This window comes from Herbaspirillum sp. RV1423, assembly GCF_000577615.1.
Lineage (GTDB): Bacteria > Pseudomonadota > Gammaproteobacteria > Burkholderiales > Burkholderiaceae_D > Herbaspirillum.
This window is the reverse complement of sequence record NZ_CBXX010000016.1, coordinates 73,548-98,703: the sequence shown is the minus strand read 5'-3', so window position 1 is coordinate 98,703 and position 25,156 is coordinate 73,548. Positions and strand designations below refer to the sequence as shown.

At 59.5% G+C, this 25,156-nt stretch carries 18 protein-coding genes; 1 reads left to right on the top strand and 17 read right to left on the bottom strand.

Translation table 11 applies throughout. From position 1 onward, the window contains the following. Window positions 1-28: 28 nt before the first annotated feature. The 14 genes from RV1423_RS16055 to RV1423_RS15990 all read right to left on the bottom strand — a co-directional run bounded on the left by RV1423_RS16055 (window position 29) and on the right by RV1423_RS15990 (window position 19,358). On the bottom strand, window positions 29-1,207 hold the full coding sequence (locus tag RV1423_RS16055; protein ID WP_034298440.1) for a pyridoxal phosphate-dependent aminotransferase: 1,179 nt from the start codon (window positions 1,205-1,207) through the stop codon (window positions 29-31). 85 nt (window positions 1,208-1,292) lie between these two features. Further along, entirely contained in the window at window positions 1,293-1,760 is a 468-nt protein-coding gene (gene nusB, locus RV1423_RS16050; protein WP_034298436.1) for a transcription antitermination factor NusB, read from the bottom strand. Window positions 1,761-1,862: 102 nt separating this feature from the next. Next, complete coding sequence (gene ribH, locus RV1423_RS16045) at window positions 1,863-2,348, bottom strand: 6,7-dimethyl-8-ribityllumazine synthase (protein ID WP_034298433.1); 486 nt, start codon at window positions 2,346-2,348, stop codon at window positions 1,863-1,865. Between the two features lie 121 nt (window positions 2,349-2,469). Next, on the bottom strand, window positions 2,470-3,582 hold the full coding sequence (ribBA, locus tag RV1423_RS16040; protein ID WP_034298430.1) for a bifunctional 3,4-dihydroxy-2-butanone-4-phosphate synthase/GTP cyclohydrolase II: 1,113 nt from the start codon (window positions 3,580-3,582) through the stop codon (window positions 2,470-2,472). A gap of 105 nt (window positions 3,583-3,687) precedes the next feature. Next, complete coding sequence (dusA, locus tag RV1423_RS16035; RefSeq protein WP_081768846.1) at window positions 3,688-4,695, bottom strand: tRNA dihydrouridine(20/20a) synthase DusA; 1,008 nt, start codon at window positions 4,693-4,695, stop codon at window positions 3,688-3,690. Window positions 4,696-5,202: 507 nt separating this feature from the next. Continuing rightward, window positions 5,203-7,038: a translational GTPase TypA gene (gene typA, locus RV1423_RS16030; protein WP_034298497.1), complete on the bottom strand. Its 1,836-nt coding sequence runs from the start codon at window positions 7,036-7,038 to the stop codon at window positions 5,203-5,205. 156 nt (window positions 7,039-7,194) lie between these two features. Next, window positions 7,195-8,148 carry a tRNA pseudouridine(55) synthase TruB gene (gene truB, locus RV1423_RS16025; protein WP_034298425.1) on the bottom strand — a complete coding sequence of 318 codons (954 nt, stop codon included), beginning with the start codon at window positions 8,146-8,148 and terminating at the stop codon, window positions 7,195-7,197. A gap of 76 nt (window positions 8,149-8,224) precedes the next feature. After that, window positions 8,225-8,614, bottom strand: a complete 390-nt coding sequence (rbfA, locus tag RV1423_RS16020) for a 30S ribosome-binding factor RbfA (RefSeq protein ID WP_034298423.1) — start codon at window positions 8,612-8,614, stop codon at window positions 8,225-8,227. Between the two features lie 146 nt (window positions 8,615-8,760). Continuing rightward, window positions 8,761-11,637, bottom strand: coding sequence for a translation initiation factor IF-2 (gene infB, locus RV1423_RS16015; RefSeq protein ID WP_034298420.1), 2,877 nt, complete (start codon window positions 11,635-11,637; stop codon window positions 8,761-8,763). Between the two features lie 47 nt (window positions 11,638-11,684). Beyond that, window positions 11,685-13,247, bottom strand: a complete 1,563-nt coding sequence (gene nusA, locus RV1423_RS16010; RefSeq protein WP_034298418.1) for a transcription termination factor NusA — start codon at window positions 13,245-13,247, stop codon at window positions 11,685-11,687. Then, entirely contained in the window at window positions 13,244-13,732 is a 489-nt protein-coding gene (gene rimP, locus RV1423_RS16005) for a ribosome maturation factor RimP (RefSeq protein WP_034298417.1), read from the bottom strand. Before rimP ends, nusA begins: the two co-directional genes overlap by 4 nt. 252 nt (window positions 13,733-13,984) lie before the next feature. Then, window positions 13,985-15,871 (bottom strand): 23S rRNA pseudouridine(2605) synthase RluB, encoded by a 1,887-nt coding sequence (gene rluB, locus RV1423_RS16000; protein WP_034298413.1) that lies wholly within the window; start codon window positions 15,869-15,871, stop codon window positions 13,985-13,987. Continuing rightward, window positions 15,858-16,772: an SMC-Scp complex subunit ScpB gene (gene scpB / locus RV1423_RS15995; protein ID WP_034298410.1), complete on the bottom strand. Its 915-nt coding sequence runs from the start codon at window positions 16,770-16,772 to the stop codon at window positions 15,858-15,860. The genes rluB and scpB overlap by 14 nt, the downstream gene beginning before the upstream one ends. A 450-nt stretch (window positions 16,773-17,222) precedes the next feature. Beyond that, on the bottom strand, window positions 17,223-19,358 hold the full coding sequence (locus RV1423_RS15990) for a bifunctional diguanylate cyclase/phosphodiesterase (RefSeq protein ID WP_034298407.1): 2,136 nt from the start codon (window positions 19,356-19,358) through the stop codon (window positions 17,223-17,225). A gap of 371 nt (window positions 19,359-19,729) precedes the next feature. On the opposite strand from RV1423_RS15990, the gene RV1423_RS15985 reads away from it, so the two are divergent. Beyond that, the gene (locus RV1423_RS15985) at window positions 19,730-21,340 is read left to right on the top strand and encodes an FMN-binding glutamate synthase family protein (protein ID WP_034298404.1); all 1,611 of its coding nucleotides are present in this window, start codon (window positions 19,730-19,732) and stop codon (window positions 21,338-21,340) included. A 92-nt stretch (window positions 21,341-21,432) separates the two neighbouring features. Here RV1423_RS15985 and RV1423_RS15980 read toward each other — a convergent pair whose 3' ends face one another. The 3 genes from RV1423_RS15980 to alaS form a co-directional block, all read right to left on the bottom strand. Continuing rightward, window positions 21,433-21,666: a sulfurtransferase TusA family protein gene (locus RV1423_RS15980; RefSeq protein ID WP_034298399.1), complete on the bottom strand. Its 234-nt coding sequence runs from the start codon at window positions 21,664-21,666 to the stop codon at window positions 21,433-21,435. 95 nt (window positions 21,667-21,761) lie between these two features. After that, the gene (locus tag RV1423_RS15975) at window positions 21,762-22,313 is read right to left on the bottom strand and encodes an NUDIX domain-containing protein (RefSeq protein WP_034298396.1); all 552 of its coding nucleotides are present in this window, start codon (window positions 22,311-22,313) and stop codon (window positions 21,762-21,764) included. 8 nt (window positions 22,314-22,321) lie between these two features. Continuing rightward, the gene (alaS, locus tag RV1423_RS15970) at window positions 22,322-24,946 is read right to left on the bottom strand and encodes an alanine--tRNA ligase (RefSeq protein WP_034298394.1); all 2,625 of its coding nucleotides are present in this window, start codon (window positions 24,944-24,946) and stop codon (window positions 22,322-22,324) included. Window positions 24,947-25,156 lie beyond the last annotated feature (210 nt).

Here is a 25,156-nt window from a genome sequence, read left to right as displayed (position 1 = left end):
TTTATTTGCGCTGCAAAGATGGTGCAGTTCACGCCGCCTTGCGCTCGGCCAGATACTTGTCCAGGCGCCGCACCGCCTCCTGCAGATTTTCCATTGACGTCGCGTACGATAAACGAATGTAGCGATGCGCCGTCGCCGGCCCGAAGTCCAACCCGGGCACCAGCACCACGCCGGCCTTGTTGAGCATGTCGATGGTGAACTGGTCGGCATCGTCGCTGAGCGCGCTGCAATCGGCATAGACATAGAAGGCGCCATCCGGTTTCACCGGCACTTTGAAACCGAGGCGCTCAAGTTGCGGCACGATGTAATCGCGACGGCGCCTGAATTCGGCCTTGCGTTCTTCATGCAGCGCAATCGACTCCGGCGCAAAACAAGCGATGCCGGCATGCTGCGCGATCGACGATGCGCAGATGAACAGGTTCTGCGCCAGCTTTTCCACCTGCGGCACCAGACTCTCCGGCAACACCAGCCAGCCGAGACGCCAGCCGGTCATGTTGAAATATTTGGAAAAGCTGTTGATGACAATGACGTCTTCGCCCAGCGACAGCGCCGAAAAAGGCGCGCCTTCGTACGACAGGCCTTGGTAGATTTCGTCGACGATGGTGAAGCCTTTCTTCTCGCGCACAATGTCGACGATGCGCTTGAGTTCGTCCGGCAGGATCGAAGTGCCGGTCGGATTCGACGGCGATGCCAGCAACACGCCTTTGGTTGCCGCAGACCAATGCTCCCTGACCATGTCTGCCGACAACTGGAAGCGATGTTCCGGTCCGCTTTCGATCAATCTGGCCCGGCCTTCGAAGGCCGCGACGAAATGGCGGTTGCAGGGATAGGAGGGATCCGGCATCAATACTTCCGCACCTTTTTCCACCAGTGCGGCGCAGGCCAGCAACAAGGCCGCTGAGGCGCCCGCTGTGACCATAATGCGAGACGGTTGGATATCGAGCCCGTAGACACGCCGATAATGCGCTGAAATCGCGTCTCGCAAGGCCGGCAAACCTGTTGCCGAGGTGTATTGCATCTTGCCGTCGAGCATCGCTTGTGTCGCTGCAGCAACAACTGCAGGCGCAGCGGTGAAGTCGGGTTCGCCGATGCCCATGTGGATGATGTGACGGCCTTGTTGTTCCAGGGCAGCGGCCATCTTGGCCAGTTCCATCACATGGAACGGCGCGATGTTTTGCAAACGGGAGGCGAGATCGTGAAAGCTCATGGAATTGTGCAGAAAAGCGGAAGAGCGCCGTGCTGCGATATGGCGTGCAGCACCGGCATCAGGCAACGACAAAGCAACAACGAATTCAGCGACGGCCGGCGCCCACTTCTACTTCGCGCGCCTTGGCGGCGAAACGGTCGAGTACGCCGTTGACGTACTTGTGGCCGTCGATGCCGCCGAAGGACTTGGTCAGTTCGACAGCTTCGTTGATGACGACCTTGTAAGGGATCTCGATATTGTTCTTCAGCTCGAACGCGCCGATCAGCAGCGCAGCGTGCTCCACCGGCGACAGTTCGGTGATGGGACGGTCGATCAGCGGCGCCAGGTCGATGCGCAGGTCGACGGCTTGCTTGATGGCGCCGTACAGCAGCACGTCGAAATGCTCGGCGTCGGCCTTGTCGAAACCGTGCGCTTCGCGGATGTGCGCTTCGATGGCGCCGGCGTCTTCATTGTTGAGCAGCCACTGATACAGGCCCTGCAGCGCAAACTCGCGGGCGCGGTGACGCGGCGTGCGGTTCTTGCTCGGGTTGGCGTGTTGGGTTTTATTGGTCATGGTGAAAATGATGAAACCGGGTCAATACAACATCGAATCAGGATCGCGCCGTCCCGCGCCGCCGATGGCAACGGCGCGGATGGCATGGGATGCGGTCCAGTCTTATTCCTCGTCGGCGACTTGCGCCAATTCGTCCAGCGCCAGCGCCAGATTGGCCATCTCGACGGCGACGCGCGCCGCGTCGGCGCCTTTGATTTCCATGCGCGCTTCGGCCTGCTCGTCGTTCTCGGTGGTCAGCACGGCATTGGCGATCGGGATGCCGGCATCCAGACCGACGCGCGTAATGCCCGCGCCCGATTCGTTGGAAACCAGTTCGAAGTGATAGGTCTCGCCGCGAATGACAGCACCCAGCGCGATCAATGCGTCGAACTGGTCGGTCTCGGCCATCTTTTGCAGCGCCAGAGGAATTTCCAGCGCGCCGGGCACGCTGACGTGGAGGATATCTTCATCCTGCACGCCCAAATGCTTGAGCTCCGCCAGGCACGACGCCAGCAGGCCGTGGCAGACGTCTTCGTTGAAACGCGCCTGCACGATGCCGATACGCAAGCCTTCGCCATTCAGATCCGATTCGTAAGTACCTATAGTCATGGCTTTTCCTTATACGCAAACTTGCGTTTCTATTGATAGTAATAGTGCCGCGATAACGCCGGCGACAGTGCAACCGCGATGATGCAACTACTGATGCAATCGTCTTGCGCCGGCGGCGTAATCAGGCGTCCGGCCTGGCGCGATAGCCGGTGACTTCGAGATTGAAACCGGTCATCGACGGCATCTTGCGCGGGCTCGCCAGCAATTGCATGCGGCACACGCCAAGGTTTTTAAGAATCTGCGCGCCGATACCATAGGTACGCAGGTCCATGCGTTCGGCACGAGTCGGCTTGGCCGACTGCACGTTGTTGAGCGCGGCGAACTTGGCAAACATCTGGTCGGCCGATTCCTCGCAATTGAGCAGCACCACGACGCCGCTTTGTGCTGCCTTGATCGCGGCCATGGCCGAGGCCATGTTCCATGAGTGCGTGGTTGCCTCTGTTTCCAGCAGATCGAGAATCGATACTGGCTGATGCACGCGCACCAGGGTATCTTCGCCCGGGCGGATGTCGCCATGCACCAAGGCCAGATGGGCGCCGCCGCTTGGCGTGTCGCGGTAGGCGATTGCCTTAAAGGAGCCGTGCACGGTATGCATCTCGCGCTCGGCGATGCGCTCGATGATGCTTTCGTGCTGGCTGCGGTAATGGATCAGGTCGGCAATGGTGCCGATCTTCAGCTTGTGTTCTTCGGCAAACTCCAGCAGGTCCGGCAGGCGCGCCATGGTGCCGTCGTCCTTGAGGATTTCGCAGATCACGGCGGCCGGCGTCAGCCCCGCCATCTGGGTCAGGTCGCAACCGGCTTCGGTATGGCCAGCACGCATCAGCACGCCGCCCTTTTGAGCGCGCAGCGGGAAAATATGACCAGGCTGAACGATGTCGGCCGAGGTCGCATTCTTGGCGGCGGCAACCTGGATGGTGCGCGCGCGATCCGCGGCGGAGATACCTGTAGTGACGCCTTCGGCGGCTTCGATCGACACGGTGAAATTGGTGCCGAACTGCGTACCGTTGCGGGTCGACATCATCGACAGGTCGAGACGATCGCAATGTTCTTCGGTCAGCGTCAGGCAGACCAGGCCGCGCGCGTGCTTGACCATGAAGTTGATGGCTTCGGGCGTGACAAAATCGGTGGCCAGCACCAGATCGCCTTCATTTTCACGATCTTCTTCGTCGACCAGAATGACCATGCGTCCTGCGCGCAGTTCGGCGACGATTTCTTCTGTTGTTGCGATAGGCATAAAAAATTTCCCTCAGTAGCCCCGTATTTTAAAGGATTTGCGGCCGGTTTAATGTCTCATTGCCTGCATCCAGAACCGATCCGGCGGCAATAAGGGCAAATAGTCCTATTCCAGCGTGACCAGTTGCGTGTGCGACAAGGCTTCCATCAATAACGCCGGATCGCCCAGCGCCAGACGTTTGGAATCCGACAGAGTCTGGCGGAATGCCCGCGCGCCCGGCATGCCGGCCATCAGGCCCAGCATGTGACGGGTAATGCTGTTCAGACGCAAGCCCTTGCCGCCGTCGCCGTGCAAGGCCAACTGGACGCGCGCGTACTCCGTCATGGCGACGATGACATCATTGCGCGTGGGCTGCAGGCCACCGTCCAGCTCGCCGTAGTAGCGTGCGTCGAAGCCGGCCATCAGGAAAGGATTGTGATACGCCTCACGGCCCAGCATGACGCCATCGACGTGCTGCAGGTGAGCATCGATCTCCGCGATAGTCTTGATGCCGCCGTTGATGAGGATTTCCAGTGCAGGGAAATCCTGCTTCAGGCGATAGGCAAAGTCGTACTTGAGCGGTGGAATCTCGCGATTTTCCTTCGGACTCAGACCTTTAAGGATGGCGTTACGCGCATGCACGATGAAGGTTCTGCAACCGGCATCGGCGATGGTGCCGACAAAGTCGCGCACGAAGTCGTAAGACTCGACGTCGTCAATGCCGATGCGGTGCTTGACGGTCACGTCAATCGACACGGCATCGCGCATGGCCTTGACGCAATCGGCGACCAGCGCAGGCTCGCCCATCAGGCAGGCGCCGAACGCGCCCTTCTGTACGCGCTCGGATGGACAGCCGCAGTTCAGGTTGATCTCGTCGTACCCCCATTGTTCGCCCAACCTGGCGCTTTTGGCCAAGTCCTCGGGCTCGCTGCCGCCAAGCTGCAAGGCGACCGGATGTTCTTCCGCGTTGAAATCGAGGTGGCGCGGCACGTCGCCGTGCAGCAAGGCGCCGGTGGTGACCATTTCGGTATACAGCCAAGTATGGCGCGTGATCTGGCGATGGAACATCCGGCAGTGCCGGTCGGTCCAGTCCATCATGGGCGCTACGCTGATTGTTCTCGGTCCGTAAGACATATTCCTATCCAAAATGAGCTTTCCTGCCCCCTTGCCTGCTTCCTATAAGCAAACCGGAAAGCCTCAAAACCGCTCGACACAAATAGAAAGCCCGCAACGTTTGCACGTTGCGGGCCGGTGTCCCCTCTATCCTCTTGAGAGATAGGATTTTTATACTACGGGGGTGATTCTGCACCACAAACCAGCATTAGTCATTTCGCAATGCACAATTTCAGTGCCCAGCGACTTAACGTATGAAAACGACGTTCCAATTTTTGCACTATTGATTCCGCCATTACCGCGCGAAGGTGCTTGCAGAGCAGGAATCGTGAAGAAATCTCAGGTAAAAAAAACCCGCTCACCTTGCGGCTGCGGGTTTAAATCCAATTCTTTAGGAGGAAATTGGAGGAGACAGGTGTAACTATATCGCACCGCATCATACTCGTCCGCTTTTTTATGCTGATATCAGGTATTCACAAATCCAATATCAGCACAACCACTCTCTCGCCTCCACCCTCTCGCCGACGATCAAGCCTCGCGCGACGCCTTCTTGCGCTCGTGTTCCTTCAGGAAACGCTTGCGCAGGCGAATGCTCTTCGGCGTCACTTCGACCAACTCGTCGTCGTCGATGAATTCCACCGCATATTCCAGCGACATTTCAATCGGCGGCACCAGGCGCACGGCTTCATCGGTACCCGACGAACGCACGTTGGTCAATTGCTTGCCCTTGATCGGGTTCACGACCAGATCGTTGTCGCGCGAGTGGATGCCGATGATCATGCCTTCGTAGACTGGGTCGTTGTGGCTGACGAACATACGGCCGCGATCCTGCAATTTCCAGATCGCATAGGCAACGGCTGCGCCGTCGTCTTGCGAAATCAGCACGCCGTTGCGACGGCCGCCGAGTTCGCCCTTGCTGTTGTCCACCGGCGCGTATTCGTCGAACACATGGCTCATCAGGCCGGTGCCGCGCGTGAGCGTCATGAACTCGCCCTGGAAGCCGATCAGGCCGCGTGCAGGAATGCGATATTCCAGACGGACGCGTCCTTTGCCGTCCGGTTCCATGTTTTGCAGATCGCCGCGGCGACGGCCCAGCTCTTCCATGACGCCGCCCTGGCTGGTTTCTTCGACGTCCACGGTCAGGTTTTCATACGGCTCGTGACGCACGCCGTCGACCATCTTGAACACCACACGTGGACGCGAGACGGCCAACTCGTAGCCTTCGCGACGCATGTTTTCAATCAGGATGGTCAGGTGCAATTCGCCGCGGCCCGACACTTCATAGGTCGAGTCGTCGTTTTCCGCCTGCACCACGCGCAGCGCCATGTTGGCTTTCAGTTCGCGGTCCAGACGATCCTTGATCTGACGGGTGGTGACGAACTTGCCTTCGCGACCTGCCAGCGGCGAGTTGTTGACCATGAAGTTCATGGTCAGGGTAGGTTCGTCGATCTTGAGCATCGGCAGGCCTTCCGGCGCGTCCGGCGCACAGATGGTGGAACCGATGGCGATTTCTTCGATGCCGTTGATCAGCACGATGTCGCCGGCCAGCGCTTCGTCGACCAGCACGCGATCCAGACCGCGGAAGGTCAGCACCTGGTTGATGCGCGCCTTGGTCGGCTTGTCGTCGGGACCGTTCATCCAGACCACGTCTTGCAGGGCCTTGACGCGGCCGCGCAGGATCCGGCCAACACCGATCTTGCCGACGTAGGACGAGTATTCCAGCGAAGTGATCTGCAACTGCAACGGACCGTCCGGGTCGTCTTCGCGCGCAGGAACGTGTTCCAGAATGGCGTCGAACAATGGCTCCATGTTGCCTTCGCGAACGGTGTCCTCCAGACCTGCGTAGCCTTTGAAGCCCGACGCATAAACGATAGGGAAATCCAGTTGCTCATCGGTTGCGCCGAGCTTGTCGAACAGTTCGAACGTGGCGTTGACTGCCTTTTGCGGATCGGCGTTTTCACGGTCGATCTTGTTGACCACGACGATGGGCTTCAGACCCAGCGCCAGCGCCTTGCGCGTCACGAAACGCGTTTGCGGCATCGGACCTTCTTGCGCATCCACCAGCAGCAGCACGCTGTCGACCATCGACAGCACGCGCTCCACTTCGCCGCCGAAGTCGGCGTGGCCCGGGGTGTCGACGATGTTGATGTGCGTGCCCTTGTATTCCACGGCGCAGTTCTTCGACAGAATCGTGATGCCGCGTTCTTTTTCGATATCGTTCGAATCCATCACGCGGGCGTCGACCTGCTGGTTGTCGCGGAAAGTACCCGACTGACGCAGCAGTTGGTCGACGAGGGTGGTTTTGCCATGGTCAACGTGGGCGATGATGGCGATGTTGCGAATAGCGCGTTTATTGTTTGACATGATTGAATTGAGTTGGTCTGCCGAATCCGAAGGGCCTGGCAACAGCCCGTAAAAGGCGCGCATTATAGCATGTTGCGACGCACGAACTTTAAAAAGCCTATTAATTTCAAAGAGTTGCTGTACTCATTATCACTGGCGAGTACGGCAATGATTACGCTAGTCCGACAATGTCGAAATCAGCCTTTCCGGCGCCAGTATGCCGAATTCCTGCATGAGCCCGGTGCCCAGCAGGCGCCCGTTGCTTTCCTGATAAACCCTTGCCCGGCCTGAGTCCGCGGGCAATACCATGCCTTCCTTGCCCAGCGCCAGGCGCTGGCCGTACAGGAAGCGCTGCGTCAGCGCGTCGTTCAGCATCACTGCCGGAAATGTCGTCAGCAAGCCGTCGACCGGCAGCAGCGCTTGCTTGCGCTGGCTGTCTTCCAGCGCCATGAACTGATCCAACGTGACGCTGCCGTCTAATGTCAGCGTGCCGACGCCGGTGCGCCGCAATTGCTGCAAATGTGCGCCGCAACCGAGCGCAGCACCGATGTCTTCGCCCAGCACGCGGATATAGGTGCCCTTGCTGCACACCACGCGGATACGCAGATAAGGCGCGTCATATCCCAGCAATTCAAGCTGATGAATCGTCACCCGGCGCGCCTCGCGCTCCAGCGTGATGCCTGCCCGCGCATATTCGTACAGCGGCTTGCCGTCGCGCTTGAGCGCGGAATGCATCGGCGGCACCTGGGCAATTTCGCCTCGGAACGTCTGCAGCACGCCTTCGATCTGCGCCGGCGTCACGTCAACTGCCTTGGTGCTCAGTACCACACCTTCGGTATCGCCCGTGTTGGTGACGATGCCGAGGTGAACTACGGCTTCATACGCCTTGTCGGCCTCCAGCAAGTCCTGCGAGAACTTGGTCGCCTCGCCGAAACACAACGGCAACAAACCGGTCGCGAACGGATCAAGCGTACCAGTGTGGCCCGCCTTCAGCGCGTTGAGCAGGCGCTTGGCCTTGATCAGCGCATCGTTGCTGGACCAGCCGACCGGTTTGTCCAGCAGCAACACGCCGTGCACAGGCACGCGCGGCGCCTTGGCCGGCCGGGATGGTTGAGGCGATGATTGCTCCATGGTTGCGGTATCCGGGGGATCTCTTGAAACGATGCGGAGAAAGAGGAGATGGCAGCGACTTCAGGTCGCGCAACACTCAGTTTTCGTCGGCATCCTTGGCGCGAGTGGCATTGGCCTCGTCGATCAGACGCGACATTTCAATGCCGCGCGCAGTCGAATTGTCGTGCACGAAATGCAAATCGGGCAAGGTGTGGATCGTCAGGCGACGGCCCAGTTGTCCACGCAAGAATCCGGATGCTTTGGAGAGGCCGGTCAGCGTATCCTGAATCGCCTGCTTGTCGTCCTTCAGGGTCGTAAAAAAAATCTTGGCATGCGCATAGTCCGGCGTCACTTGCACTTCCGTGATCGTGATCATTCCCACACGCGGGTCTTTCAACTCGAATGCGATGATTTCCGAGAGATCGCGCTGGATCTGGTCGGCGACGCGCAAGCCACGTCCGGGAATGGATTTGCTGTGTTTTACCATGCTGGGAAACTGACCTCGGCCGACTCGCCATGGCGGGACGGCATAAATATCGATACTGCAACTCGATGCTGAAATCTAATGAAACAAGGCGGGTGTTTGCTGCGCTATGCTGCTGCAGACACCCGCCCTCGTGACGACTGGACGAATTACAAAGTACGCGCGACTTCCTGCACTTCGAAAATCTCCAATTGATCGCCTTCCTGGATGTCGTTGTAGTTCTTCAACGACAGACCGCACTCGAAGCCCGACTTGACTTCCTTGACGTCGTCCTTGAAGCGCTTGAGCGAATCCAGTTCGCCCGTCCACACCACCACGTTGTTGCGCAGCAGGCGGACCGAAGAACCGCGTTTGACCAGACCTTCGAGCACGTAGCAGCCGGCGATCGAACCGACCTTGCTGACATGGAACACCTGGCGAATCTCGACCAGACCCAGAGCCTGTTCGCGCTTCTCCGGCGCCAGCATGCCCGACATCGCGGCCTTCACTTCATCCACGGCATCGTAAATGATGTTGTAGTAGCGGATGTCCACGCCGTTGGCTTCGGCCAGTTTGCGTGCCGATGCATCCGCACGGGTGTTGAAGCCGATGATGACAGCCTTCGATGCCACCGCGAGGTTGACGTCGTTTTCGGAAATACCGCCGACCGCCGCATGCACGACCTGCACGCGCACTTCGGCGTTGGACAGCTTCTGCAGCGACTGGACCAGCGCTTCCTGCGAACCTTGCACGTCGGTCTTGATGATCATCGGCAGGTTCTTGACCTCGCCTTCGGCCATCTGGTCGAACATGTTTTCCAGTTTCGCGGCCTGCTGCTTGGCCAGCTTGACGTCGCGGAACTTGCCTTGACGGAACAGGCCGATTTCGCGCGCCTTGCGTTCATCCGTCATGACCAGCACTTCTTCGCCGGCGCTCGGTACTTCGGTCAGGCCCTGAATTTCGACAGGGATGGACGGGCCCGCTTCGGCGATGCTCTTGCCGCTTTCGTCCAGCATCGCACGCACACGGCCATAAGCCGAACCCGCCAGCACGACGTCGCCGCGCTTGAGCGTACCCGATTGCACCAGGATCGTTGCGACAGGACCGCGGCCCTTGTCGAGCTTTGCTTCGATGACCAGACCCTTGGCCGGGACGTCGATCGGCGCTTTCAGTTCCAGCACTTCGGCTTGCAACAGGACGTTTTCCAGCAGCGAGTCGATGCCTTCGCCGGTCTTGGCCGACACCGCAATGAACGGCGATTCGCCGCCGTATTCTTCCGGCACGACTTCCTCGGCAATCAGTTCCTGCTTGACGCGGTCCAGATTGGCACCCGGCTTGTCGATCTTGTTGATTGCCACCACCAGCGGCACGCCGCCGGCTTTCGCGTGAGCGATCGCTTCTTTGGTTTGCGGCATCACGCCGTCGTCGGCCGCCACCACCAGGATGACGATATCGGTTGCCTTGGCGCCGCGGGCACGCATTGCGGTAAACGCTTCGTGGCCCGGGGTATCAAGGAAGGTGATCATGCCGCGCGGGGTTTCCACGTGGTATGCGCCAATGTGCTGAGTAATACCGCCGGCTTCGCCCGAGGCGACCTTGGTGCGGCGGATGTAATCCAGCAGCGAGGTCTTGCCGTGGTCGACGTGACCCATGACGGTGACGACAGGGGCGCGCGGCAGCAATTCCGCGTCGACATGCACAGCACCTTCTTCCAGCAAGGCTTCCGGATCGTCCAGCTTGGCAGGATGCGCACGATGGCCCATTTCTTCCACGACGATCATCGCGGTTTCCTGATCCAGCACCTGGTTGATGGTGACCATCTGGCCCAGTTTCATCAGATGCTTGATGACTTCGGAAGCCTTGACGGACATCTTGTGCGCGATCTCGGCGACGGTGATCGTTTCAGGGACATGGACGTCCTTGACAATCGCTTCGGTTGGCGCCTGGAAATTGCTTTCGTGTTCTTCGTGATGCGCATTGCGGCGGCCCTTGGGACCAGCACGCCAGCCGTCGCGACCGCCGGTGCCGGTGTTGCCGCGGGTCTTCATGCCGGTACCGCGCTTCTTGGCGGCGTCTTCCTGCCAGGTCGACGAGACATTGGCCGACTTGATCGACTTCTTGTCGACGGCGACCGGCGCCTTCTTGTCGTCTTTTTTCTCGCCAGGCTTCTTGTCGGCAGGCTTGTGCAAAGTGCCTTCGGACGTCTTCGTCACGGCAGCGGCAGGTGCAGGCTCGGGAGCCTTCACTGCCTTGCGCGGCGCATTCATCATGGCTTTGATCTGGGCGACTTCGTCTTCCACCGCCTTGCGGGCGCGTTCGGTCGCAGCCACGCGTTCGGTGGCTTCCTTTGCTGCCAATGCAGCCTTCTTCTTGGCGTCCTCCGCTACCGCGCGCTTCTTCTCTTCGGCGGCGGCATCTTCTGCCGTTTTTGCTGCAGGAGCAACCGGGCTGGCGCTCGACTTGGCCGTTCCGGACGCTTCGGCAGCGGCTTGCCTGGCTTCCTCTTCCGCAGCTTGCTTGGCTTCCTGTTCAGCTTTTTGTGCTTCCAGTTCCGCTGCCTTGGCCTGGGCGACGCGCTCTGCCTCAAGCTGAGCCAGACGTTCCTGCTTCTCGCGCAGATCGGATTCCTGACGCGCGATCAGCTCCGCCTGACGGCGCGCTTCTTCAGCACGGCGCTCGGTTTCAGCCGAATCCAGCACAACTGCTGGAGCCGGCTTGGCTGACACTTCTTCGGCAATCGGTTCGTCGCGCTTGATGAAGGTGCGCTTCTTGCGCACTTCCACCTGGATCGTGCGCGACTTGCCGGTGGAATCGGCCTGCTTGATTTCGGTCGTTTCCTTGCGGGTCAGCGTGATTTTCTTCTTCTCGCCGTCCGGAGCTGCTCCGCGCACGCGGCGCAAATGCTCCAGGAGACGGTCCTTGTCTTCTTTCGACAAAGGATCGGACTCGGAGCTTTTATCAACTCCGGCAGATCGCAGCTGGGTCAGTAGCAAATCCGCCGGCATTTTCAGCTCGGTGGCAAATTGGGCTACGTTGTTACTTGCCATTCAGTCCTCTTTTCTATGTGGCTCGGCGATGATGTGGTCCCGGATGCTTATTGCTTGGCTTCCACGGTGGCCCATGCTTTGGCTTGCAATGCCTTGGCACGCTCGTCGTATTTAGCATCGATGAGCTTCATTTCATCGTCGGTCACATCTTCAAATTCATTCTCAATCAGTTGGCGCGCACGTTCGGCCGACAGGGCCAGGATGGCGCCAAACTCGTCATAGGCCAATGCAGCAAAAGCGGGCACAGTCTTGATGCCCGCCAGGCCGAGCTTGCCGGCAACGACACGATCCATTCCTTCGAAATTGATCAGTTCCTCGTCCATGCCTTCCAGGCCCTCTTCGGAAGCGATCGCTTCGGTCACCAGCGCATCGCGTGCGCGATTGCGCAACTCGTTGACGGTTTCTTCGTCGAAGGATTCGATCTCGAGCATTTCGTTGATCGGCACGTAGGCGATTTCTTCCAGGCTGGCGAAACCTTCTTCCACCAGGATGTCGGCGACTTCCTGATCGACGTCCAGCTTTTCCATGAACAGGATACGGGTCGCGGCAGTTTCCTGCGCCGATTTGTCCGCCGATTCTTCGGCCGTCATGATGTTGATCTGCCAACCGGTCAGTTCCGCCGCCAGACGCACGTTCTGACCACCGCGGCCGATGGCGATCGCCAGGTTTTCTTCGTCCACGACGACGTCCATGGCGTGCTTTTCTTCATCCACGACAATCGACGAGACGTTGGCCGGGGCCAGTGCGCCGATGACGAATTGCGCCGGATCTTCCGACCACAGCACGATATCGACGCGCTCACCGCCCAGCTCGCCGGTCACGGCCTGCACGCGCGAACCGCGCATGCCGACACAGGTGCCGATAGGATCGATGCGCTTGTCGCTGGTAAACACGGCGATCTTGGCGCGCACGCCGGGATCGCGTGCAGCCGACTTGATTTCCAGCGAACCTTGTTCGATTTCCGGAACTTCCAGTTCGAACAGCTTCATGATGAATTCAGGCGCAGTACGCGACAAGATCACTTGCGGGCCGCGGGCATTGCGGTCGATGCGAAGGATGTAGGCGCGGACGCGATCGCCGATGCGCAGGTTTTCCTTGGGAATCGTCTGGTCGCGCGGCAGGCGGGCTTCGATCTTGCCGGACTCGACGATGGCGTCGCCGCGCTCCATGCGCTTGATCGTGCCGGTCACCAGCGAATCGCCGCGCTCCAGGAAATCAGCCAGGATCTGTTCGCGCTCGGCGTCGCGGATGCGTTGCAGAACCACTTGCTTGGTGTCTTGCGCAAAACGGCGGCCGAACTCGACGGATTCGATCGGTTCTTCGATGTATTCGTCAACGGCGATGTCGGGGATTTGTTCCTTGGCTTCGAAATGCAGCACTTCCTGGTCGGGCAACTGCAGACCGGCTTCGTCGGGCACCACGTGCCAGCGGCGGAACGATTCGAATTCGCCGCTTTCACGGTCGATCGACACGCGGATATCGACCTCGCCTTCGTAGCGTTTCTTGGTAGCCTGCGCGAGCGCGTGCTCCAGTGCTCCGAAGACCACTTCCTTATCGACGTTCTTTTCGCGCGCCAGCGCATCGACCAATAATAAAACTTCGCGACTCATGCTTTGCGACTCCTAAAATCCACTTTCGGCACTAGGCGTGCCTTATCCACATCGGCGAGCGTAAAGTCCAACACCGCTGCCGACCCATCGTTTGCTTCAAATTCCAGTTTTAAGTTCTCGCCTTCAGGCGCCCGCAAGATGCCTTGGAACGACTTGCGGTTGGCTGCGCCCGGCATCGGCATGCGCAACTTGACGACCGCTTCCTGATCCGCAAAGCGCAGGTAGTCGCTGAGCTTCTTCAGCGGACGATCCAGCCCGGGAGAGGAGACTTCCAGCCGCTCGTAATCGACGTTTTCGACTGTAAATACGTGCAGCAACTGATGCGTGACCTTCTCGCAATCCTCGACCGTGATCGGCCCCTTGCCGGCGTCTTCGAACGGAAAATCGATGAACACGCGCAACAAGCCGCGCGCCGCTTTCTCGAAGTCGACCAGTTCGTAGCCCATCCCCGACAGGGTGGTTTCAATCAGATCCAGCAATTGCAAGGAAATCTCTCCGCGCTTCTATTCTTTTGACGCAAGCGCGTCAATTTGTTCAGCAAAAAAAAAATGGGCATCTGCCCATCGTTCTTATCGTTTATTCAACTGCAAGCAGATTCACAACGCGTTATAGCCGTGAAAACACCCCGTTAACTTGCGTATTATAACCGATTACGGTATGTCGGGCAATTCAAGATTGCCCGACATACTGCAAAAAGCCCGATATTTCACCAAGGAAACTCCCGAGCAATCAAAGACTTATCCGCGTCGGCGACGCGGCAAGCCACCCGCGCCCATGCCCTGCCCCATCAAACCGCCGCCACTGCGTTGCGGACGATTGTGGCGGCGCTGGCCGGCATCCGGGAAACCCAATGCCGTCTGCAAGGGATCCGGCTGACGGCTCTTGTTCTGCGGACGTCCGCCGCCTTGGCCTTGCCCCTGACCTTGCCAGGAAGGCTGGTCGCGGCGCGGGCCGCGCGGCTGCATCGGGTTGGCGTTGGCGTTGCTGCGCGGCTGGCTGTTGCCATTGCCGTTGCCATTACTCTTGCCTTTACCGGAAGGAGCCTCCTGCCCCCCCTGTTTTTCCAGACCGCAGGCTGCCAGCAGGTTGCGCACGGCGTTTTCTTCCAGCTCTTCCCAGCGACCGCGTTTCAGACCTTGCGGCAGTGTCATGGCGCCGTAGCGGGTGCGGATCAGGCGCGACACGGTCAGACCAATTGCTTCGAACATGCGGCGCACTTCACGGTTACGGCCTTCGCCAATGGTCACGCGGTACCACTTGTTGACGCCCTCACCTCCACCGTCGGCGATCTTGGAAAACTGCGCCATGCCGTCGTCCAACTCAACGCCATGCAACAGCTTCTGGCGCATGCCCTCTTCGAGTTCGCCGAGCGTGCGCACAGCATATTCGCGCTCAATGTTGTAGCGTGGGTGCATCAGTCGGTTGGCAAGGTCGCCGGAGGTTGTAAACAACAGCAGACCTTCGGTATTGAAGTCGAGGCGGCCGACTGCCAGCCACTTGGCGGCTTTCATGGTCGGCAAACGGTCAAACACCGAGGGACGGCCTTCGGGATCATTGTTGCTGACGATTTCGCCCGCCGGTTTGTGATATACCAGCACGCGCGGCGGCTTCTTGCTGACCTTGCGTTGCAGCAGCTTGCCGTTGATACGGACCTGGTCGGTCGGCAGGATGCGCTGGCCGATGTGAGCCGGCTCGCCGTTGACCGACACCCGGCCGGCCACGATCAGTTCTTCCATGTCGCGACGCGAACCGAGTCCGGAATCGGCCAGCACCTTGTGCAGCTTGGGCGCGTCATCTTCCGAAGTCAAATCGCGACGGCCGTTCTTGCCGCGCAACTGATGTGCTCCGCGCGCGCCGCCGCGAGCGCCATCTTCCTTGTCGTAAGCATCCGAAGTGACGAACGAAAATACATCGTCGCCGGCGTCATGCGCGCGCAAACCCAGTTGCGGCGCCTTCGGCTTTCCGCCCTTGGCGAACGGCTTCTTACCCTTTTGCTGGCGATTGCGATCCTGGCCCTGACCGTCGCGACGCGATTCCGCCATGGCCTGATCGGCCACCGGAATCGGTGCATTCGGCGCAGCGGCCTGCACATCGGCAGCAACCGCATTCGGCTGCGCGGCGTCGGCGGTTTCCGCAGCGCGTTGGGCTGCACGATTGTTGCGCAAGGCTCGCGGACCGCGCACACCGCGCCGCGCAGGCTTGGTGCGCGCGTTGTCTGCGGGGGCATCCAGCAGCACCGGGGCAGCGGTGACTTCTTCACCGATGGTGACGATGACCTTGGGCGCTTCCGGCGCAACCGGTTCGGGCGCAGTTGCCGGAGCGACTGCAATTTCAGCCTCGGGCTTTTTGGCCCTCGGTGCGCGCTTCTTCGGCGCAGGCGCCTCTTCGACAGCGACCGTTTCAACGCTTGCATTTTTTTCGGCAGGCGCTTTCTCGGCGACTGCTTTCTTCGCACGAGGTTTTGCAGGCGCTTTCTCGACCGGCGCAGCGTCGGCAACGGCGTCTTCCGCCGCTACCTTTTTGGTGCGCTTGCGGACCGGCTTAACTGCGGCGGTATCGGCGTTGTCGGCAGCAGCGCCAAACAGGTCTACCTGCTGCTCATCATTGGAACTAGATGGTTTCATTATTTGAATCGTGGTTATTCAGACCGGGCGCGGCATCACTTGCGTGACCGGAGACAGGGTCTTTGGTGTGAGTTTCGTCAGCAGAAGCAGGATTTTCCTCCTGCGCTTCTTCATGATTGGCGACACTTGGTGCAATGGCATCCGCGTCATTCTCGATTTCTTCCCTTGGGACTTCTTCCGCGACGGCATCGGCAACCGCCGCCGCAACTTCAGTGAGCCCGGCAACCTGCACCGGCTCGACAACTTCTTCCGAGCCCGGCCCGGCTTGCACATCAGCAGATTCGCCTTCTTCGGCGACCAGGCTGGCCTGCATTTCCGTCTCCAGTGCCTGCAATTCCAGCAATGCCCCCGGATCGACCACGCCTTCCTTGGTGACGGTCTTCAACGGCGGCAACTGATCCAGCGAAGTGAGGCCGAGGTCGTCGAGGAAACGTTTGGTCGTCGCAAACAACGCCGGGCGCCCCGGCACGTCGCGATGGCCGATGGCCTCAATCCAGCCACGATCTTCCAGCAGCTTGACCGTCTGCGAGCTGACCGTCACACCGCGAATTTCTTCAATGTCGCCGCGCGTGACCGGTTGGCGATAGGCGATGATGGCCAGGGTTTCCAGCGTGGCGCGCGTATATTTCGGCGGCTTTTCGGGATTCAGGCGATCCAGATAGACCTTCATTTCAGCCCGGCTTTGGAAACGCCATCCTGTCGACAAACTGACAACTTCAACACCCTTGTCCGTCCAGTCTTCGCGCAGTTCATCCAGCATCTGCCGGATGAAGTCCGCAGTTATTTCGCTCTCGGCACCGTCGCCTGAGACATAGAGCTTCTTCAGATCGTTGATTGATAATGGCTCGTGGGCACATAGCAATGCTGTTTCGAGGACTTTCTTGGCCTCAATAGTATTCATGTACGACTCGTGTGCGACTTGTTTAACAAAAGTTTAGCGGCTGACTGATACGGATATACGAACTATACGAAGCCTGGCTGCACGGGTTGAGTTTCATCACAGCGCCAACGATGCCGCCAGGTTGTCGAACCTGAATATGCTGCTTTAATGCTGTTGGTGCTGCTTCCCGGCGCTCGATTTATAGGAGGTTGAAGATGAGCGGGAAAATAAGGCTTGGTTGCGAACACAGAATCTTGAGTTCCCAGATTCTCGCACCATTTCAACTTTTGACCTTGCAAGCGGCGCCGGACTGAGTTTTCGGGTGGCCGCAGGCAAAATGCAAAATATACTGCGCGGAGTGTAGCACAAAGCCCCGGCGGAATGTCGCTTCGTTGCAGACGCCTGACACTATTTGCAACACACCGCCGATGAAACAAGCGCACCGGCAACACCGACACCGACATCGGCGGATCAGCTCATGGCTTGCCTCTCCTGCTCCAGCCGACGCGTAAAATCCTCCACCGGCATCGGCTTGCCGAGGAAATAGCCCTGCACCTCGTCGCAACCGTTTTCCAGCAGGAAGTTGTACTGTTCCTGATCCTCCACGCCTTCGGCGATCACGCGCAGGTTGAGGATATGGCCCAGCGAGATCACGGCCTTGACGATCGCCGCGCTGTCGGCATCGCTGGCGATGTCGCGCACGAAGGACTTATCGATCTTCAACGCGTCCACCGGGAAGCGGCGCAGGTAGCTCAGGCTGGAATAGCCAGTGCCGAAGTCGTCCACCGAGACCTGCAAACCCAAGCGCTTGAGCGCATTCAGGGTCGCCACGGTCTTTTCCGCATCCTTCATGACGACGTTTTCAGTAATCTCCAGTTCAAGCCAGGCAGCGGCCAGGCCGCTGTCGGCCAGCACCTGCCGCACGAACTCGGGCAGATTCTGGTCGAGCTGGCGCGGCGACAGGTTGACGGCAACCGGAATCGGCGACAGGCCAGCATCCTGCCAGGCCTTGTTCTGCGCGCAGGCGGTATGCAATACCCATTCGCCGATCGGCACGATCAGGCCGGCGTCTTCGGCAAACGGGATAAAGCGGTCCGGCGGCACCATGCCCTGATCCGGCGTGATCCAGCGGATCAACGCTTCGGCGCCGATGATGCGGCCGCTCGCCAGACTGATCTTGGGCTGGTAGTACAGCCTGAATTCCTCGCGATCCAGCGCGCGCCGCAAACTGACCAGCATTTCCAACCGGTTGCTGACCTGCGCATCCATCCAGCCGGCGAAGTACTGGAAGTTGTTGCGTCCGAGTTCCTTGGCCTTGTACATGGCCGAGTCGGCGTTCTTGAGCAAGGTTTCGACATCGCGGCCATCGGTCGGGCAACGGCTCACGCCGATGCTGCAGGTGATGTGGAATTCGCGGTCGCCCACCACCCACGGCTTCGCCACCGCGGCGAGGATGCGCTGCAGGACTTCGGTAATGTTGCTTTCATCAGGCTGGTTTTGCAGCACCAGCACGAATTCGTCGCCGCCCTGGCGCGCCACCATGTCGGTTTCGCGTACACAGGACACCAGGCGCTGCGCCACGGTCTTGAGCAATTCGTCGCCGACCTGATGGCCGAGACTGTCGTTGATGAACTTGAACTGGTCCAGATCGACGAACACCACCGCCGTCAAAGCCCCCTTCTGCCGCAAGCTCTGCACGGCACGCTGCAAGTGGTTATGCAGCATGGTGCGGTTGGGCAGACCGGTCAGCGCATCGTGCGTGGCCTGATGGCGGATTTCGGCTTCATACAGCTTGCGTTCGGTGATTGCCTCCACGGTGCCTTCGTAGAACATCAGCGTGCCGGCGTCGTCATAGACGGCGCGCGCGTTCTCCGAAATCCAGATGATCTCGCCGTCGCGCCGGTAGACGCGCGATTCGAAATTCGACACCGAGCCGAACTCGGCCATCATGCGCATGAACTCGGTGCGGCGCTCCGGTTCGACGTACAGTTGATGCTTGATATCGCGCAGGCTGACGATCAGGTCTTCCGGCGACCGGTATCCGTAAATCCGCGCCAGCGCCGGATTGACCGCGATGTAACCGCCATCCGGCGTCGACTGGAACACGCCCTCGATGGCATTCTCGAAAATGCTGCGGTAGCGCCGTTCGGCTTCCAGCAAGGCCTGATCAGCCTCTTTGCGCGCCGTCACGTCCTGCACAAAGCCCTCCAGTGCATCGAGCGCGCCCGCAGCGCTATAGATGCCCACACCACGCTCCCACACCCATCGCACTTCGCCGTCGGCGCGGACAATGCGGTACTCCAGCTCGAAACGACGCTTGCCGGCGAGGCAGGCATTGATGGTCTGGCGCACCATGTCGCGGTCGTCCGGATGCGTGATGTTTTCGTAGGAAACGCGGTGATTGAAAAGCAAGTCTTCCGGTTGGTAACCCGTCAGCTCCAGGCAGCCCTCGCTGACGAACTCCATGGTCCATTCCTCATCGTCGCGGCAGCGATATACCATGCCATCCAGATTGGCCAGCAAGGTCTCAAGCAACCGTGGCGGCCTGGCGATGGAAGTGATAGCGGCAGCATGATCCGGCGGAATGGAGGAAGCGACGATTTTCATAAATGAGTTACGCAATCAATATCCAACGGCACCAACGGAAAAGAGAAATGAAATGGGACAACAACGGAGCTGCAACGGACTACATGGCGTCTGCGTAGCGATAGATTCTTTTTTGATCACGATAAGCAATAACGATGCCATTCGACTATACAGCCCGCCAGACCGCGCCTGATACAAACCCACGGGTATGTGTATCCACAGAGAAACCCATGGAAGACGGATGGCAAGAATACCGTCCGCATCTCGCACCGGCAAGGTGCAATGACTAAATATCCGAAATTGCAATAAAAGCCATTCTTTTCGTCCCATGCCGGCGAAACAGCCGCAGTAGAATCGCAACACCTCCTGACAAACAACAAAAGGATGCTGGTATGTTGGCCAATCGTTATCTGGTATTTTGGTGCGTTCTGTTCCTGACGCTGGCGCTCGCGGTACTGGCGAACGACCACCTGGTGAGCTGGTGGTGGGGCGCCGTGCCGCTGCTCCTGAGCATTGTCGGCGTACATGATCTCATCCAGCGTCGCCATGCGGTGTTGCGCAATTATCCGCTGATCGGCCACTTCCGCTTCATGTTCGAAGCCATCCGCCCGGAACTTCGCCAGTATTTCTTCGAAGGCGAAAACGACGGCGCGCCCTTCACCCGCAAGAAACGCAGCGTAGTGTACCAACGCGCCAAAGCCGACATCGACAGCCGCCCTTTCGGCACTGAACTCGACGTCAAACTGGCCGGCTATGAATGGATCGGTCATTCGATGTCGCCGACCAAACTGGCCAGCCACGACTTCCGCGTTACTGTCGGCGAGAATCGCGCACAACCGTATTCGATGTCAGTGTTCAATGTCTCGGCGATGAGTTTCGGCTCGCTCTCGGCCAATGCAATTCGCGCGTTGAACCAAGGCGCAAAGAAAGGCAATTTTGCGCACGATACCGGCGAGGGTTCGATCTCGGCCTATCATCGCGAATTCGGCGGCGACCTGGTGTGGCAAGTCGCGTCGGGCTACTTCGGTTGCCGCCATCCCGACGGCAGCTTCGACGAAGACAAATTCGCCGAACAGGCCAAATCGACGCAAGTGAAAATGATCGAAGTAAAGCTGTCGCAAGGCGCCAAGCCCGGCCACGGAGGCGTGTTGCCGGCAGCCAAGATCACGCCCGAGATTTCCGCCACGCGCGGCATTCCTATGGGCGTCGATTGCATTTCACCGGCGGTGCATTCTTCGTTCTCGACGCCGATCGGCCTGCTGCAATTCGTTGAAAAACTGCGCACGCTGTCGGGCGGCAAACCCACCGGCATCAAGCTGTGCGTCGGTCATCCATGGGAATTCTTCGGCATCGCCAAGGCCATGGTGGAAACACAGATCGTGCCCGACTTCATCACCGTCGACGGTGCCGAAGGCGGCACCGGTGCAGCACCGCTGGAGTTCACCGACCACGTCGGCATGCCGATGCAGGAAGGCTTGCTGATGGTGCACAACACGCTGGTCGGCATCGGCATGCGCGATCGCGTCAAGATCGGCGCCAGCGGCAAAATCATCACCGCCTTCGACGTCGCCCGCACGCTGGCGCTCGGCGCCGACTGGTGCAACTCAGCGCGCGGCTTCATGTTCGCGCTAGGCTGCATCCAGTCGCAAAGCTGCCACACCGACCGCTGTCCGACCGGCGTCGCTACGCAAAACGCGACGCGCGCCCGGGCACTGGTGGTGCCGGACAAAGCAGAACGCGTCCACCGCTTCCACCAAAGCACGCTGCATGCTCTGCAAGAACTGGTACAGGCAGCGGGCTTGCCGCATACCTCGGCGCTGCGGCCGTTCCATATTGTCCACCGCATCAACGACCACGAAATCCAGTTGCTCTCGGAAATGCTGAAATACCTGGAACCGGGCGACCTCCTCACCGGCAACTACCGTTATCAGGTCTACCAGAAATACTGGCCGATCGCGCGCGCCGAGAGCTTTCATCCCGAGATCGGCAACGCGTTCCACTGAGCCTCTCCGCGCATCCGGCACGCCAATGAAAAACGCCCGCATATGCGGGCGTTTTTGTATCCGGAAATCCGTCGCCATCAGGGCAACGTAAATTATTTACGCTTCATGAAAAAAATGAATTCCTGATTCTCTTGCGACTGAGAGAGCAAATCGTTGCCGGTCTGTTTGGCGAAAGCCTGGAAGTCGCGCACCGAACCGGTATCGGTCGCCGTCACGCGCAAAATCTGGCCGCTTGCCATATCCGCCAACGCCTTCTTGGTTTTCAGTATCGGCAGCGGGCAATTCAGACCACGTGCATCCAGCTCTCTGTGAAATTCAATAACCATACTGTGAATCTAAAATTCCTAGTGATCGTTCAAGAATTCTACTCCAACCCGACCCGCCTTGGTGCGTCGCAACATACTCTGTTGTATTTAGCGCACTAATGTTGTGCAGTAGAAACTAATGGCGTGGATGAGCCGGCAAATTCAACGAACTGGACAGCCAGGTTATGACGCCGCATCCAGTCCGCCACCGCGTATCCCGTTCCTGCGGGCCAAGGCCGTAAATCCGGCGGCGCCACCAGGCGATACTCCAGCAATTCAGGAGACAGCCTGATCTCGCCCGATGCCTTTACGTGATACGCAATGATCAGTTCATTCTTGCGCATAAACTCGTAAACGCCGATCAGGGTGATCTGGTTGGCATCGAGATTGGTTTCTTCCTTGATTTCGCGCGCGATGCCCTGCTCCGGCGTTTCGTCGCGCTCCATGAAGCCGGTGATCAGCGCGAAACGGCCTTCCGCCCACGCCGCATTGCGGGCGAGCAACATCTTGCCCTCGATCTCCACCAGCCCCGCCAGCACCGGCAACGGGTTGTCCCAGTGCGTCCAGTGGCCGTCGGGGCAGGCAAGCCTAAGCTTGCCCGCCTCGCCTTCGTCGGCGCGCGTCACGAGCGACGCGGCGCAGACGGGACAAAATTTGAAGTCGCTCACGGCAACGCTCAGACTTTGGCGCCAACCCAGGCCGCCACGCCTTGCAGCGCCTGCGGCAGGCCGCTCGGATCGGTACCACCCGCCTGCGCCATGTCGGGACGTCCGCCACCCTTGCCGCCAACCTGCTGGGCGACAAAATTGACCAGTTCGCCTGCCTTTACCTTGGAAGTTGCGTCGGCAGTGACGCCGGCGATCAGGCTGACCTTGCCGTCCTTGACTGCGGCCAGCACGATGGCGGCGGTCTTCAGCTTGTCCTTGAGCTTGTCCATTGTTTCGCGCAGCGTCGCGACATCGGCGCCTTCCAGCATGGCCGCCAGCACCTTGATGCCGTTGACGTCGACCGCCTGCGTCAGCAATTCGTCGCCCTGATTGGACGCCAGCCTGGACTTCAGCGCAGCCAATTCCTTCTCCAGCGCCTTGACGTGATCCTGCACTTGCGCGATGCGTTGCGTCAGTTCTTCCGGCTGCGCCTTCAGGGCTGCAGCGGCTTCGTTGACGCGATTGCTCAGCGCCTGCACCAGCGCCAGCGCGCCTTCGCCTGTCACCGCTTCGACGCGGCGGATGCCCGCTGCGACGCCGCCTTCGGCAACGATCTTGAACAGGCCGATATCGCCGGTGCGCGAAACGTGGGTGCCGCCGCACAATTCGCGTGACGAGCCGATCGACAGCACGCGCACTTCGTCGCCGTATTTCTCGCCGAACAAGGCCATCGCACCGGCAGCGACGGCGTCGTCGAAGCCCATCACCCTGGCTTCGGTGGCGGCGTTGGCGAGGATTTCGCGATTGACGATTTCTTCGACGCGGCGGATTTCATCGGCCGTCATCGGCGCGTTGTGGCTGAAGTCGAAACGCGTCTTGTCGGCATCGACCAGCGAACCTTTTTGCGCCACGTGGCTGCCCAGCACTTCGCGCAGCGCCTTGTGCATCAGGTGGGTGGCCGAGTGGTTGCGCATGGTCTGCGCGCGCAACTCGGCATCGACCTTGGCTTCAACGGTGTCGCCCACCGCCAGCGCGCCCTTGATCAGCGAGCCGTGATGGCCGAACACTTCCGGCTGGATCTTTTGCGTGTCGGTTACGGTAAACAGCGCATTCGAGGCTTCCAACGCACCGGCATCGCCGGCCTGACCGCCCGATTCGGCGTAGAACGGCGTGGTGTCGAGCACCACGATGGCGTCCTGGCCTGCTTCGATCTTGTTGACGGCGCTACCGTCCACATAGAGCGCGGTGACCTTGGCTTGCTGCGTCAGCGCGTCATAGCCGACGAATCTGGTCTTGTCGCCGCTGTATTCGATACCGGCCGCCATTTTGAATTTACCGGCGGCGCGGGCCGTCGATTTCTGGCGTTCCATGGCGGTCGCGAAACCAGCCTCATCCAGCTCGACGTTGCGCTCGCGGCAGATGTCCGCGGTCAGATCGAGCGGGAAGCCGTAGGTGTCGTACAGCGTGAAGGCGGTCTCGCCGTCGAGCTTGGCGGCGTTCTTGGCCAGCGCGGCTTCGAGTATCTTCATACCGTGTTCCAACGTTTCGCCGAAACGTTCTTCTTCCTGCTTGAGCACCTGTTCGACGCGCGAGGCGGCTTCCGGCAGTTCCGGGTAGGCGGCGCCCATTTCGGCCACCAGGTCCTTGACCAGCTTGTAGAAGAACGGCTGGGTCTGGCCCAGCTTGTGGCCGTGACGCAGCGCGCGGCGAATGATACGGCGCAGCACATAGCCGCGGCCTTCGTTGCCGGGAATCACGCCGTCGACAATCAGGAAGGAGGTCGCGCGGATATGGTCGGCGATGACCTTGAGCGAATTGTTCTCCAGATCGCTGGTGTTGGTTTCGCGCGCAGCGGCCTTGATCAGGTGCTGGAACAAATCGATTTCATAGTTGCTGTGCACGTGCTGCAGGATCGCAGCCAGGCGCTCCAGACCCATGCCGGTATCGACGCAAGGCGCCGGCAGCGGCGTCAGCGTGGCTTCGCCGGTTTTCGGATCGATCTGGCGGTCGAACTGCATGAACACGTTGTTCCAGATTTCGATGTAACGGTCGCCGTCGGCTTCCGGACTACCCGGAGGACCGCCCCAGACGTCGGGACCGTGGTCGTAAAAGATTTCCGAGCAAGGACCGCAAGGGCCGGTATCGGCCATTTGCCAGAAGTTGTCGGAAGCATAAGGCGCGCCCTTGTTGTCGCCAATGCGCACTACGCGCTCTTTCGGCAGACCGATTTCGTTGACCCAGATGTCGTAGGCTTCATCGTCGGTTTCATAGACGGTAGCCCACAGCTTTTCGGCAGGTAGGCCGTACACTTTGGTCAGCAGTTCCCACGCCCATGTCAGCGACTCGCGCTTGAAATAATCGCCGAAGGACCAGTTGCCCAGCATCTCGAAGAAGGTATGGTGGCGCGCGGTGTAGCCGACGTTTTCCAGGTCGTTATGCTTGCCGCCGGCGCGCAGGCAGCGCTGCACGGAAGTGGCGCGCACGTAGTTGCGCTTGTCGGTGCCCAGGAACACGTCCTTGAACTGGACCATGCCGGAGTTGGTAAACAACAGGGTGGGATCGTTGCCCGGCACCAGGCTGGACGAACGGACAATGGTGTGTCCCTTGGATTCAAAGAATTTCAGAAACTTGTCGCGGATTTCGGCTGAGTTCATGTTCGAGGACTATAAAGAAAACGGTGCAAGAATGACGTTGCAGGAAAAGAGATTGCAAACGCGTGATTATACGTGATAAGCCCTGCTGCAATCACGGTCGGCAAGGGCCCTCCGGCAGCTTGCCGCCCATCAACACAGGAGAAATAAGACCCGGACGCAAAAAAACCCGTTCGGATCGCTCCCAACGGGTTAATGGCGATGTCAACCTGC

What these genes read in the sequence shown, in the direction of transcription:
- RV1423_RS15980 (WP_034298399.1), bottom strand. Translation starts at nt 21,666, where the DNA reads ATGGTTATTGAATTTCACAGAGAGCTGGATGCACGTGGTCTGAATTGC.
- RV1423_RS15985 (WP_034298404.1), top strand. Translation starts at nt 19,730, where the DNA reads ATGTTGGCCAATCGTTATCTGGTATTTTGGTGCGTTCTGTTCCTGACG.
- rbfA (WP_034298423.1), bottom strand. Translation starts at nt 8,614, where the DNA reads ATGGTAAAACACAGCAAATCCATTCCCGGACGTGGCTTGCGCGTCGCC.
- ribBA (WP_034298430.1), bottom strand. Translation starts at nt 3,582, where the DNA reads ATGCCTATCGCAACAACAGAAGAAATCGTCGCCGAACTGCGCGCAGGA.
- truB (WP_034298425.1), bottom strand. Translation starts at nt 8,148, where the DNA reads ATGGAGCAATCATCGCCTCAACCATCCCGGCCGGCCAAGGCGCCGCGC.
- scpB (WP_034298410.1), bottom strand. Translation starts at nt 16,772, where the DNA reads ATGAATACTATTGAGGCCAAGAAAGTCCTCGAAACAGCATTGCTATGT.
- RV1423_RS15990 (WP_034298407.1), bottom strand. Translation starts at nt 19,358, where the DNA reads ATGAAAATCGTCGCTTCCTCCATTCCGCCGGATCATGCTGCCGCTATC.
- alaS (WP_034298394.1), bottom strand. Translation starts at nt 24,946, where the DNA reads ATGAACTCAGCCGAAATCCGCGACAAGTTTCTGAAATTCTTTGAATCC.
- nusA (WP_034298418.1), bottom strand. Translation starts at nt 13,247, where the DNA reads ATGAGTCGCGAAGTTTTATTATTGGTCGATGCGCTGGCGCGCGAAAAG.
- dusA (WP_081768846.1), bottom strand. Translation starts at nt 4,695, where the DNA reads ATGTCTTACGGACCGAGAACAATCAGCGTAGCGCCCATGATGGACTGG.
- ribH (WP_034298433.1), bottom strand. Translation starts at nt 2,348, where the DNA reads ATGACTATAGGTACTTACGAATCGGATCTGAATGGCGAAGGCTTGCGT.
- rluB (WP_034298413.1), bottom strand. Translation starts at nt 15,871, where the DNA reads ATGAAACCATCTAGTTCCAATGATGAGCAGCAGGTAGACCTGTTTGGC.
- RV1423_RS16055 (WP_034298440.1), bottom strand. Translation starts at nt 1,207, where the DNA reads ATGAGCTTTCACGATCTCGCCTCCCGTTTGCAAAACATCGCGCCGTTC.
- nusB (WP_034298436.1), bottom strand. Translation starts at nt 1,760, where the DNA reads ATGACCAATAAAACCCAACACGCCAACCCGAGCAAGAACCGCACGCCG.
- typA (WP_034298497.1), bottom strand. Translation starts at nt 7,038, where the DNA reads ATGTCAAACAATAAACGCGCTATTCGCAACATCGCCATCATCGCCCAC.
- infB (WP_034298420.1), bottom strand. Translation starts at nt 11,637, where the DNA reads ATGGCAAGTAACAACGTAGCCCAATTTGCCACCGAGCTGAAAATGCCG.